A 12,475-nucleotide genomic window follows, 5' to 3' on the forward strand; every position below is an offset into this window, starting at 1 on the left:
CCACCGAAGGGTTTGGGGACGTGACGTTCGCCAACCTCCCCGCCGACCGCCCTGGCGACGTGGTTACCAACCGGCCTGCCAAGCAGTCACATGAGGTTGTGCCAAAGTGATGGACATGTCCGTTTGTCGACGGGTGCTGACCAGCTTGAATGCGACCCACCCAGCACCTCGTACCGCCCCGACAGGAGGAAGGTCCTGACCACCGGTCGCCTCCCCCTGTCGATACCCGAACTCCTCCGCAGCGCGCCTGGAGCACTGACCCGAAGCACGCTCGGCGCAGCCGGTAAAGCCGTCAACGCCGTTGTGGGAACGGCTGTCGGCGCGTCTGTCGGCACCGCCAAAGAGCTGAGTTGGCTGGCCGCGCACGTCGCGCTGTACCCGGCCGGCGTGCTCGCGGAGAATCGCGATCTGCACGACCCACGACACCGAATCGATGTGCTGTCGCCGGTGACCCGGGGCCTGATTCTGGACGACATCGCCGCGTCGGGCACGCCGATAGTGCTCGTGCACGGCATCGTCGACAATCGCTCGGCATTTGCGGTGCTACGCAGGACTCTGCGCCGCAGGGGCTACGGGCGGATCACCACGGTCAATTACTCGCCGGTGACCTCCGATATTCGAACTGCCGCCGCAGCGCTGGCGCGACATGTTGAACGGCTGTGCATTCAGACCGGCTACGAGCAGGTCTTCGTAGTCGGGCACTCGCTCGGCGGAATCATCGCCAGGTACTACGTCCAATGCCTTGGCGGCGACCAGCGGGTGAACACGCTCATCACCCTCGGTTCGCCCCACGCCGGCACGAAGACCGCCTGGCTGGCTCCTTTCAAGGTGGCCCGGCAACTGCGCCCAGGTTCAGATCTGATGCGCGAGTTGGCGGCGCCTGCCGATTGCCGGACGAACTTCATCGCGATCTTCTCCGATCGCGACGAAGTCGTCGTGCCAGGACGGAGCGCCAGACTGGAACATCCGGACCTCAGCGTGACCCGGGTCGGCATTCGCGGCGTCGGCCACCTGTCCTTGCTGGTCGACCGTGATGTCGTTCACACCGTCGCCGATGCGCTCACCGAACGGATGGCCGCCGATCTCGCCGCCACACAGCAGATCCGGGCCTGCGAAGACGGTCCGAATGGCGGATTGAGAGGTTTGCCAGCTACCGAACCGTAGGTTACGGTTCGGCAACGCCTCAGCGGTACAACGTCGTCACGCGTCGGGCGTGACCCGTCCGCGAGCGCCAGGGGTTACGCGATCGGGCAGCACACCGAACAAGCCGGACGACACGACGTCAGGAGGACGCTGGGTGGGACGCCACAATGCACCGCGGTCAGCCCGCGAGCATTCGGACCACGAAGCCCTCCAGGCACGACCCCAAACGAATCAGCTCGACACAGCTCGAATCGACACAGCTCAGATCGACACAGCTCAGATTCTCAGCGCGACCAACCTGATTGCCCGAGTCGCGACCCCGCCGATCCCGCCGCCCCTGTCCGATCTCAGCGGCACGGACGAGCGTCGCCGAGCGCGTGCGGCGACCGAACGCGTCGAGACCGAATCGGCTGTCGCGGCGGCCGCCACCATCTCCGCGGCCGAGTTCCTCGCGAAACGGTCCGCCGAATTCGCGCGGCCGACCCGAACCCGAGCCGCCGAGAAGGCCAAGCAGGGCTCGGGCAAGTCGGGTAAGTCAGATGACCTGCCAGCCCCGGCTAGGCGGACGCCAACAGCCCGCCCGTTGTGGCGACGATCTCCCGCCATCCCCGCGTTGGCGGCGGCGCTCGCCGTCTGGGGTTCCACCGAGGGCTATCAGCTTGTGGCCAGCGACCTGGCCGGCGCCCAGGGCGGCGCCCACAGTGGCGCGCACGGAGGGTCCGCGGTCGATCTGAGTGGCCTGGCGACGGCTGCCCAGTCACAGGGCATCCTGGGCGCGAGCTCGGGTGGGCTGCTGGCCAGCGGACCCGAACAGGTCTCCCGCAGCTCCAGGGACCGTGAAAGTCAATCGGGCTCGGTCGCATCGGCGTCGTTACTACCGCTCCGACAGACCCTGCCCAAGGTTCAACCCGGTAAGACCGTCCTCGGCACCTGGGTGCGGCCCAGCAGCGGCGGCATGTCGTCCTGTTTCTGCATGCGCTGGGGTGTCATGCACGAAGGCATCGACCTTGCCGCGCCGTTGGGTTCGGCGATCGTGGCGACGGGCGACGGTGTCGTCCTCGAGGCGGGGCCGGCTGCTGGGTTCGGACACTGGATCGTGATTCAGCAGGCCAACGGCGACGTCACGATCTATGGCCACATGTACGACGTTTCACTGGTGACCAAGGGCGAGCACGTCGTGGCCGGCCAGCACATCGCGGACGTGGGCGCCGACGGTGAGGCGACCGGGCCACACCTGCACTTCGGCGTACGCCAGGGCGGCATGAACGGTCCCTATATCGACCCCGTGCCGTGGCTGAAAGCGCGCGGTGTCGACGTTGGGCCGTACAACCCAAATGCCTGACCGGCCGCAAATATGTGAGCAGCACCAAATAAGCGCGTTCGAGTAGGAATCCCAAGGGCTGACCGCAGGTCTTAACAGCAGCGACCAACGTCCAACGCCTACCCTGAGGACGGCCGAACCAGGCTGAGCATCTTCGCTGCACGTCGAGGGTAGGAACGAGGAGTAGACGCAATGGCGGGCACGGCGGCGGGGATCCCGGCAGAAGCGACTCCGACGGCGACATCCGGCCGTCAGCTGGCGCTTCCGGCGTTGCCCCTGCCAGAGGTGATCATCGCCGGCGGCCGCGGCGCAATCACCGTCAGGTGGATCCTGTCCCGCGCACTCACCTTTGCCATCCTGGTCTTCGCGCACGAGGGCGACGTCGCCGGCGATGTCCGCTATTACGGCCGAAGCCTTTCCCAGCTGTTCCACGGCGGGACGCTAGGAGATGCCCTACAGGAATACCCGCTTCCGGTGCTGGGCCTACTCGTGCCTCAGTTCCTCCTCGGTGCGCTCAACCAGGTCGCGTTCATGGTGCTGTTCGTGCTGTCCATGCTCGCGGTGGACGCAGCGTTCACGGTCGTGCTGTGGCGAGCCGACGGCCGGCACCGGGGCGACGCCACGAATTTGTGGTTATGGTTCGTGCCTGCGATCGGCCCGCTGGCGTATTTCCGGTTCGATCTCGTTCCTGCGGTGTTGGCCGGCGGCGCGGTGCTTGTCGCGGTTCGCCGTCCAGCGCTGGCCGGAGCCCTGACGGCATTGGGCGCATCGCTGAAACTGTGGCCGGCAGTGATGTTGCCGACCTTCCTGATCCGCCGCGCCGACCGCAAGGCGGTGCTCACCGGCTTTCTCAGTACCGGCATCCTGCTCGGGGGGCTTTCGCTAGCAATAGCTGGTCCTTCACGAACGGTGTCACCGCTGCACTGGCAGACCGCACGGGGCCTGCAGATCGAGGCGGTCAGTGCCACTCCGCTGATGTTCGCGCGCATCTTCGACTCGTCCCGGTGGCCCGTTGGCCTTTCTAGATATAAAGCCTTCGAAATCTCTGGGCCAGGTGTGCACGTCTTCGAGCAGCTCTCGAGCGCGCTCACCGTGCTAGGCGGCGCGCTGCTCATAGCCATGTGGTGGCGGGCCCACAAGCATCCGAAGGCAACCGCGGAGACCCTTGGCTGGCTGTTTCTCGCCACAGCCCTGATCGTGACAGTCACCAACAAGACTCTCAGCCCCCAGTACCTGCTGTGGCTGGGCGGCCCGATTGCTGCTCTGGCGGTACGGGCTCCGGCGAACCCCGCCGTGCGCAGGTTTGGACGGCTCGCACTGGTAGCTGCTCTCCTCACGCAGCTCGAGTACCCCATCGGTTACAACGCCATCGTCAAGGCTCAGGCGATCATGCCGCTGTGGATGACCGTGCTCGCGGCGCGCAATGTGCTGTTGGTCTACCTCACCTGGTTCGCAGCACGCCAGGTCTGGCGACTGACGCGCGCTGACTCCATCGACGCTGATCCGGTGACGGCCGCGTGAGTGAAAGTGCCGGCGCCATCACGGCATTGCCGACCGCAGTTGGACCAGCAGCTGAGCCCCGGCGCCGGCGCTGGCTGCGATACCACCTTCAACGCTGGCCGTTGTGGCTGCTCTGCATTAGCGCGTTCGTGGTCTATTCACTCACGGCGCTGTTACGAAACCGGCAGTTCGGTACTGCAGGCTATGACCTCGGCATCTTCGATCAAGCCGTGCGGAACTATGCCCATTTCCGGGCACCGATCGTCGCCCTCAAGGGCCCCGGTTACAACATCTTCGGCGATCACTTTCACCCGATCATCGCGCTGGCCGCCCCGCTGTACTGGATCTGGGACGACCCGCGGACGCTGCTCGTCCTGCAGGCCGGCCTGATCGCAGCATCGATTCCGGTGGTCTACCGCTTCGCCAGGCGACGCACGAACGAGTGGGCCTCACTAGCCATCGGGTTCGCCTACGCCTTCAGTTGGGCGATTCAGACCATGGTCAACTTCGACTTTCACGAGGTTGCCTGGGGTGTGCCGATACTGGCATTGGCCATCGACGCACTCGATCGCGAAGACGATCGGCAGCTTTTCATCTTTGCCGGCCTGTTGTTGCTGGTCCGTGAAGATATGGGCATTCTGCTCTTGCTGATCGGCTTCCTCCGGATCTTCCGGCGACCTCGCTGGCCCGCAATCGTGATCATCGTTGCCGGCGTCGCAATGTATGAGATCGCTACCAGCGTGATCTTGCCGCACTTCTCACCGAGCGGGCAGTTCGCCTATTGGCAGTACGGCCCGACCCTCGGGCCGGACCTGTCGTCGGCGATCAAGAACACCTTGACGAAGCCGTGGCACACAGTGCATCTGTTCTTCGTGCCCTGGGTCAAGACTCGGACCTTGCTGCTACTCGTTGTCCCCTTGGCGTTCCTACCGTTTCGTTCCCGATACTCGTTGCTGGCGTTGCCGCTGCTCGCGCAGCGCTTCTTCGAACCGGCGGAGCGGTATCGGCTCTGGGAACCCGGGTATCACTACAACGCGTTGCCGTGGGTGATCCTGGTTCTTGCCATGATCGATGGTGCTGATCGTTTGCATATCTGGGCACATGCCCGTCTCACCGCCGCGCTCTGTGTCTTCTTGGTGGCGTGCCCCATTGTCATCACCGCAGCGAACCGCAACGTCGCGGTTTTGCACGATGTGTTCAGCGGAAAGCTATTCAAGCTGGACTCGGAGATGCGAGCCCAAGCCGCAACGGTGGCGCAGATACCACGTGATGTGTGCGTCGAAGCTGACGACAGGTTGGCCGGGCATCTGACCGACCGCGACTACGTGACGATTCCCGGTTTGGAAGGGTACCGATCCGACTTCGTAGCCTTGGATCTCTCGCAGAAGGACGTCGGCGGTAATAACGGTCCGAAACCCGCCGCAGTCTTTCAAACGGCGCTCAACCATGGTTACCGGGTGGTTTTCAGTGACGGCGACTTGCGCTTGTTGCAGTCACCGAATTACACCGGCCCGTCTTCGCAGTGCAAGCCGATGGGCTCGGGCAAGTAGCAGTTCACAGTTTCTGCAGCGGGGCAAAGCGCAACACGAGCCACTTCGGGCCCATCGTGCCGAAATCAACTTCAGCCTGGGCCTTCTCCGCCGCGCCACGAAGGGCCACGACCGTCCCCATGCCGAAAGTGTCGTGGGTAACCCGATCACCCACTTGAAGGCTTGGCACCGGGCGCTCCAGTTTCTTCGCTCCGAAAGTGGACACCGATCGAGCCGCGCCGCCCTTCGGTTGCGCGCGATACCCATGGTCAGAATACTGCCCGCTCGAACGGTCATCGTCGGCATAACCAATGAACGGCTGCCGATCGATCGACCCCGTCCAGGTAACGAGTTCGGCCGGCACCTCATCGAGAAACCGTGACGGCGGGTAGTACTGCGGAGTGCCCCAGGACGACCGTGCAAGTGATCGGCTCAGGTAGAGACGTTGCTGGGCTCGGGTGATTCCGACGTAGGCCAGCCGACGTTCTTCGGCGAGCTCAGTGGTGTCGGCAAACGTGCGTTGATGCGGAAAGATGCCGTCTTCCATACCTGTAAGAAAGACAACGGGAAACTCCAGACCCTTCGCGGTATGCAGCGTCATCAGAGTCACCACGCCCCCGGATTGATCGGGTATCGAGTCGGCATCGGCAACTAGCGAGACATGTTCGAGGAACGCATCCAGATCGGCCGGAGCCGGGATCACCGTGCCGTCGACAGCGTCAAAATCCTCACTGCCATTCGTGACTGGCTGTTCGCCGGCGGTGACCGCGTCGACGTCGGTGTCAGCCTCGATCGACGCATTCGCCACCACGAGGCTTATCTGCGCGCGCTGCTCCTCGAACTCGGCGGCGACGCTGACCAGCTCGCGGAGGTTGTCGACACGCCCCTCGTCCTGCGGATCATGGCTCGCTTCGAGTTCGGTGAGGTAGCCCGTTCTGGTGAGAACCTCTTCGATGATGTTGCTCGGCGTGCCATGCTCCTCGCTCGCCGCGATTTCTCTCAAGTCACCGAGTAACTTGACGAACTCGGCTATCGCGTTGGCCGATCTGGACGCCAGGCCGGGGATGTTGTCGGCGCGGATCAATGCCTCAGCGAACGGGATTCGCTCTTTCTCCGCGTAGGTTTCGATGAATAGCTCGGAACGGTCGCCGATACCGCGGCGAGGCGTGTTGAGGATCCGTCGCAAACTCACCACATCGAGCGGATTCGCAATGACCCGCAGGTAGGCCAGGATGTCTCGGACCTCTTTGCGCTCATAGAACCGAACGCCACCGACTACCTTGTACGGCAGCCCCAAGCGAATGAAAATGTCTTCGAACACACGTGATTGAGCATTGGTTCGATAGAAAACGGCGACATCAGACGGCCTGGCATCGCCGGCGTCGGTAAGGCCGTCGATTCGCTCGGCCACCCAGCGCGCTTCGTCGTGTTCGTTTTCGGCGACATAGCCTTCGATCGCCTGGCCACTACCGGCCTCGGACCACAGGTTCTTCGGCCGACGATCTGGATTGCGGGCGATGACGGAGTTGGCCGCCGTGAGGATGGTTTGCGTGGAACGGTAATTCTGTTCGAGCAGGATCGTGGCGGCATCGGGATAGTCACGTTCGAACTCGTCGATGTTTCGGATGGTCGCACCCCGAAAGGCGTAGATCGACTGATCGGCGTCACCCACGACACACAGCTCTGCGGCCGCAAGTCCGAGCTCGGGCATCGCCTTGCAGAGTTCGGCGACCAGCACGTACTGCGCGTGGTTGGTGTCCTGGTATTCATCGACCATCACATGACGAAATCTGCGCCGATAGTGTTCGGCGACGTCGGCGTTCGTTTGCAACAGCTTGACCGTGGTCATGATCAGGTCGTCGAAGTCCATCGCCTGAGCTTCAGCGAGGCGCCGTTGATAACGCTCGTAGACCTCGGCAACAATTTTCTCGTGCGCGTTGCTGGCTTGCTCGCTGAACTGCTGCGCGCCGATCAGCTCATTCTTCAGATTCGAGATCTGCACCGCTATCGCGCGGGGCAGGTATCTCTTCGGGTCGAGGTTCAGTTCACGGATCACCATCGTGATCAAGCGTCGCGAGTCGTCAGCGTCGTAGATGGAGAACGAGGACTTCAGGCCGAGTTGTTTGGCCTGCGCGCGCAAGATACGCACGCACATCGAGTGAAACGTCGAGACCCACATCGCGTTGGCGCGTGGCCCGATCAGGCTGGCCACCCGCTGTTTCATCTCACCGGCTGCCTTGTTGGTAAAGGTGATGGCCAGGATCTCTCCCGGTCGCGCGCGCCGGGTTGCCAGCAAGTAGCCGATGCGATGGGTCAGCACCCGAGTCTTACCGGAGCCGGCGCCGGCGACGATCAGCAAGGGCCTGCCCTCGTGCGTCACGGCGGCTCGTTGCTGGGCGTTGAGGCCCTCGAGCAAGCTGGTGATCTCAGCCTCGTCGCGACCCGATGATTTCGCGGCCGGGCTTGCCGTCTCGTCCGGCCGAGCTGACGGGCGCTCGGAGGTCTGGACGTCGAACAAACTCAGCGCACTGGAGAGTGCGTGCGTTACCGGCTGGCGACCGGAATCGGGGCTTGGATTGGCTGTCATCTCGCCGACCAGCCTACGTCCACGGCCCGACAACTTTGCCGGATACGTCGCACCCCACCCAAGCTCGCCGCACAAGCTCGCCACACAAGCTCGCTTGCCGTAACTGCGCATGCATGGCACCATTCAAGACGTGAACATTGCCGACCACGTCTTTTTTTATGGGTACCGCTACGCGGCACCCACCGTGGCCGGTTGATCTAACACAACCGTCAACGCCCTGGGCCGCAGTCGAGCCCGGGGCGTTTTGCGTGTCTGGGGTTCGAACCGGCCGGGTGATCCCCATTCGAGAGGAAACACCGTGACCAGCACCGCCGAGATCGACCCCAGCAAGCCCGCGTCCGACTCGCTTTCAGCCGCGAGCGCCGCTGACAGCGCCACCATGATCGAGACCCTGCGCGGTCAGATCGACGCTCTGGACACCGCCATCGCCCGGTTGGTGGCCGAGCGAGCGCAGCTTTCCCGAAGGATCCAAGCTGCGCGGATGAACGCCGGCGGCACCCGAATCGAGTTGGGCCGTGAACGCGCGATCATCGATCACTACCGCTCGGCCCTGGGAGCCGAGGGTGCACCGGTCGGTGAAGCGGTACTGCGTGCCTGCCGAGGCGTCCGCTAACCCCCTGCCGATAACCGTTCCCGCTCCCGCTACCTGCGAATCGTGTAACGCTCGGCACCGATGGGATGCCGTACGTTACACAAGTTGAGGTTTCTGGCGGTTCAGACGATGCGCCGGTCTGCAGCCCACCGGGTCAACTGATGTCGGGACGACAGCTGGAGCTTGCGCAGCACATTCGAAGCATGCGTTTCGACCGTCTTGATCGATATGAACAGTTCCGCGCCGATCTCGCGGTAGGAGTAACCGCGTGCAAGCAGCCTCAGCACCTCTTGTTCGCGAGGGGTGAGCTGGTCGAGTTCGGGATCAGACGATGCCACCGGACCGGCGTCCGAGTCTCGAAACGCGTCCAGCACGAAGCCCGCGAGCCGCGGAGAGAACACCACATCTCCCTCAGAGACCCGCCTGATGGCATCGGTCAGGTCAACTCCAGAGATCGTCTTCGTGACGTACCCGCGGGCGCCAGACCGGATCACCGAAATCACGTCTTCCGCGGCGTCGGAGACGGAGAGCGCTAGAAAGTGGATATCTGGGAGTTCCGGCCTGATCGCCGCAACCACTGCCGGACCGCCGCCGTCGGGTAGGTGCACATCGAGCAGTACGACGGCCGGTTTCAGATGCCGAATGGTGGTGATCGCCTCGGCGACGGTCGCCGCTTCGCCGACAATGTCGACGGCCTCGCCGATCTCGGCGCGTACCCCGGCACGAAACATCGCATGGTCATCGACCACGACAACTGTCGGCCTAGCGCTCATCATGTCAGCTCCAGTTTCAGTACGACTTCTGTGCCCTCACCGGGCTTGGACTTGATGGTGGCCGTGCCGTGGTTGCGTTCCAGCCGTCCGATGATCGAGCCACGAACCCCTTGGCGATCCGCTTCGATCGAGTCCTGGTCGAAGCCGATCCCTCGGTCGCGGACGAAGACGACAGCTTCGGTATCGCTGACTTCGGCATAGAGCGAGACGGACGTGACCTGGGCGTGTTTGGCCGAGTTGATCATTGCCTCCCGCGCTGCGGCGACCATGGCGTCGAGTCGAGCGTCCAGTGGCGCGTCGCCGACCAGCACCACATCGATGGTCACTGCGTAAGTGTCCTCGACCTCAGCGGCCGCCGCGTGCAATGCCGCACCGAATTGCCCGTTGGGCACTCCCGCACCGTAGAGCCTGTTACGTAGCTCGCGTTCCTGAATTCTGGCCAGCCGAGCGACCTCTCGCGGCGAATTGGCGTTGCGCTGGATCAAGGCCAACGTCTGTAGCACCGAATCATGTAGGTGCGCGGCGATGTCGGCCCGTTCCTCACTTCGGATCCGCTCGCTTCGTTCGGTCGACAAATCGCGTACCAGTTTCAGCCACCACGGGCCGGTGATCAGCCCAACGCCAGCCACGGTCACGACCATGGCCGCCAACCCGACGCCGACCGCGGAAATCCCTGCCTGGGCGAGGATGAACACCCCACCGGCGAGGACCAGGGTCACCCCGGCGACCAGCCGGAGTAGGCCCACCCGGTCAAAGCTGCCAGCGCTGAGCGAGCTGCGGGAGAGCCGGCGCCACCGATCCCGATCACTTTCAGAAGCCTCACGCCACAGCAAGGCGGCGCCGAAGCAGGCCAGGACAGCCGGCAGGAACCACCAACCGACCGGCAAGGTGTGGGCGTTGAAAACCAAGACCGCACCGCCGGCGACGAGCGCGACGATGTATTCGACGGCCGCGCGGCGGGGCCGCTCGTACTCACCGGGGCGGACCTTGAGCACGATCCAAAAGGCGCCATACAACAGCACGCCCATGCCGCCGGCGAACGACAGAATCACGAACGCCGCTCGTACGGCTTTGCGGGGCAGGCCGAGGTATTCGGACAATCCGGTGGCTACACCGCCGAAAATGCGGCCTTTGACAGCCCGATAGAGCTTCGGTGCCCCAGACGCCAATGGGGGCTCGATTGGCCCAGAAGGCGGTCCCGGTTTCATAGTTGCACTCATCTTGGTACCAATAATGGCGCCCGATACGCGGAATCGGCATCAGGAGCCACCCGGATCCCCGCGAGCGGGCAGAATCAGGGCTTGCTCGGGGTGGACCCCGATACCTTTCTTCCGGCGTGAGCCGCAGGCTGATTGGCATGACGACGACTTTCGACAATTCCGCCGCCGGCGACTCTGCCGGCGACGACCCCGGCACCGGCGACTCTGCCGCCAAGGAATCGGGCACCGACCAATCGGACACCTCCGAATCGGCGGCGGGTCAAGTTCCTGGCGCCCCCGCGTCCGCCGGCGACGACCGGCCCTCCGCACCCAGCTCCGGCGGGGGTGGGAGCACAGGCGGCGGTGGCGGTACCGGTGGGACTGGTCCGACGTACGGACCACCCGCGCCAGGGCCGTACGGAGCACCAGGCCCTCGGCGCCGGTCGCTGCGGCGCAGTCGCAGCGACCGCATGATCACTGGGGTGTCCGGTGGCCTCGGGGAATACTTCGGCGTCGACCCGGTGTTCTTTCGCGTGCTGTTCGCCGTGCTGTCGTTCTTCGGCGGTGTCGGGCTGTTGATGTACCTCGCCTGCTGGTTGCTGATGCCCGAACCCGACGTGCGGGTCTCGGCGTTGGATCGCGGCATCGCCCAGCTGCGCCAGCGCAGGATCCCGCCATGGGTGGTCATCATCGCGGCGACGCTGATCCTCTGGCTTGGCTGGTTCTCCTGGTGGGCGCCCGGACCAACCTTTCCCGCGCTTGCCTTGATCGCCGTCATTCTGATCGTGTTGATCCGGCGCGTTTCGACACCTTCGACACCCTCGGGGTGGGTCGGTAGCGCTCCGGCACCCGGTCAGCCGTGGCAGCCCGAGCCGTACCCGTGGCAGGTCGGGGCAGCTCAAGGCGATCTTCAGCAGAACGGCGAAGGCTCCGGCCAGCCGACTGCTCAGAGTTCAGCGGCCATGGCCAACGCGGCTGACGGTGAAGGGGCGACGCAGAACTTGTTGTGGGGCGCTGCTTCGACTAGGGATCCGGACGCGACTGGGGCGACACCGTCCCAACAGGCGTTCGACCAACAGTCGGGTGACCCGCAGGCATGGAATCAACAAGCATGGAATGAACAACAGGAACCGCTCGTCCCTCCTCTCAACGACTTCCGCCGCTCGATGAGCGATTGGTACAACGAGGCCAAAGCCGCGAAGAAGCAACGCCAAGCCCGACGCAAGCCACTCAAGGTGGCGGTCGGGGTCACGCTGTTGGTCGGCCTGGGCGCGATCGGTATCGTGGACGCTCTTCATCGGGTTTCCTTCGATGTTTACATCTGGTTCCTTGCCGCGCTGCTGGCCGGCGGGTTTCTGATCAGCGTCATTGTTCGGCGCACGGTGTGGGAATTCGTTTGGCCGCTATGCATTCTCATACCCGCGCTTGTCGCGTTCGGTGGTACGACGGCCAGCATCACCGACGGATCCGGCAAGGCCGGTTGGGCACCGACCTCAGAGGCTCAACTGGTCAATGAGCAACGCTTCGCAGGCGATACCACTTTGGATCTCACGAAGCTTCCGACGCTCACTTCCGATCGCACGATCACGATCACCCAGGCCGCAGGACGGATCTCGATCCGCGTCCCCCAAACGACGAACGCCACCATCGTCGGTTCGGTGCACATCGGAGATATCCAGGTCGACAGGTTGCGTGGCACCGGCAACTACGCGGGTGGCGTGAACACCGACCTGACTGTGCCACCCACGAGCAGCGCGACCACTGGTTCATCGTTGACCATCAAGGTAGATCTCACTGTCGGGCACATCCAGATCGACCGAATCAACTGAGC

The 12,475-nt window shown here is 64.0% G+C and carries 9 protein-coding genes; 6 read left to right on the top strand and 3 right to left on the bottom strand.

Going from position 1 to position 12,475, the window contains the following annotated elements; translation table 11 throughout:
• Window positions 1-123: 123 nt before the first annotated feature.
• From ACSMXN_RS18925 to ACSMXN_RS18940, 4 genes are all read left to right on the top strand, one after another.
• Window positions 124-1,164 (top strand): alpha/beta fold hydrolase, encoded by a 1,041-nt coding sequence (locus tag ACSMXN_RS18925; RefSeq protein ID WP_022913877.1) that lies wholly within the window; start codon window positions 124-126, stop codon window positions 1,162-1,164.
• 133 nt (window positions 1,165-1,297) lie between these two features.
• Window positions 1,298-2,485 (top strand): M23 family metallopeptidase, encoded by a 1,188-nt coding sequence (locus tag ACSMXN_RS18930; RefSeq protein WP_022913878.1) that lies wholly within the window; start codon window positions 1,298-1,300, stop codon window positions 2,483-2,485.
• A gap of 171 nt (window positions 2,486-2,656) precedes the next feature.
• Entirely contained in the window at window positions 2,657-3,985 is a 1,329-nt protein-coding gene (locus ACSMXN_RS18935; protein ID WP_022913879.1) for a glycosyltransferase family 87 protein, read from the top strand.
• A complete protein-coding gene (locus tag ACSMXN_RS18940; RefSeq protein WP_022913880.1) occupies window positions 3,982-5,514 on the top strand; it encodes a DUF2079 domain-containing protein in 1,533 nt (510 codons plus the stop codon). The genes ACSMXN_RS18935 and ACSMXN_RS18940 overlap by 4 nt, the downstream gene beginning before the upstream one ends.
• Window positions 5,515-5,518: 4 nt before the next feature.
• On the opposite strand, the gene ACSMXN_RS18945 is transcribed toward ACSMXN_RS18940, so the two are convergent.
• A complete protein-coding gene (locus ACSMXN_RS18945) occupies window positions 5,519-8,080 on the bottom strand; it encodes a UvrD-helicase domain-containing protein (RefSeq protein WP_081649184.1) in 2,562 nt (853 codons plus the stop codon).
• 298 nt (window positions 8,081-8,378) lie between these two features.
• Here ACSMXN_RS18945 and ACSMXN_RS18950 point away from each other — a divergent pair, with 298 nt between their 5' ends.
• A complete protein-coding gene (locus ACSMXN_RS18950) occupies window positions 8,379-8,693 on the top strand; it encodes a chorismate mutase (RefSeq protein ID WP_022913882.1) in 315 nt (104 codons plus the stop codon).
• A 101-nt stretch (window positions 8,694-8,794) separates the two neighbouring features.
• Here ACSMXN_RS18950 and ACSMXN_RS18955 read toward each other — a convergent pair whose 3' ends face one another.
• Together ACSMXN_RS18955 and ACSMXN_RS18960 are read right to left on the bottom strand one after the other, a co-directional pair.
• The gene (locus ACSMXN_RS18955) at window positions 8,795-9,448 is read right to left on the bottom strand and encodes a response regulator transcription factor (protein ID WP_155958420.1); all 654 of its coding nucleotides are present in this window, start codon (window positions 9,446-9,448) and stop codon (window positions 8,795-8,797) included.
• The gene (locus ACSMXN_RS18960; protein ID WP_455407620.1) at window positions 9,445-10,665 is read right to left on the bottom strand and encodes an ATP-binding protein; all 1,221 of its coding nucleotides are present in this window, start codon (window positions 10,663-10,665) and stop codon (window positions 9,445-9,447) included. The genes ACSMXN_RS18955 and ACSMXN_RS18960 overlap by 4 nt, the downstream gene beginning before the upstream one ends.
• A gap of 137 nt (window positions 10,666-10,802) precedes the next feature.
• On the opposite strand from ACSMXN_RS18960, the gene ACSMXN_RS18965 reads away from it, so the two are divergent.
• Window positions 10,803-12,473 carry a PspC domain-containing protein gene (locus tag ACSMXN_RS18965; protein WP_027139581.1) on the top strand — a complete coding sequence of 557 codons (1,671 nt, stop codon included), beginning with the start codon at window positions 10,803-10,805 and terminating at the stop codon, window positions 12,471-12,473.
• Window positions 12,474-12,475: the final 2 nt, after the last annotated feature.

This window comes from Parajatrophihabitans canadensis (assembly GCF_053764775.1).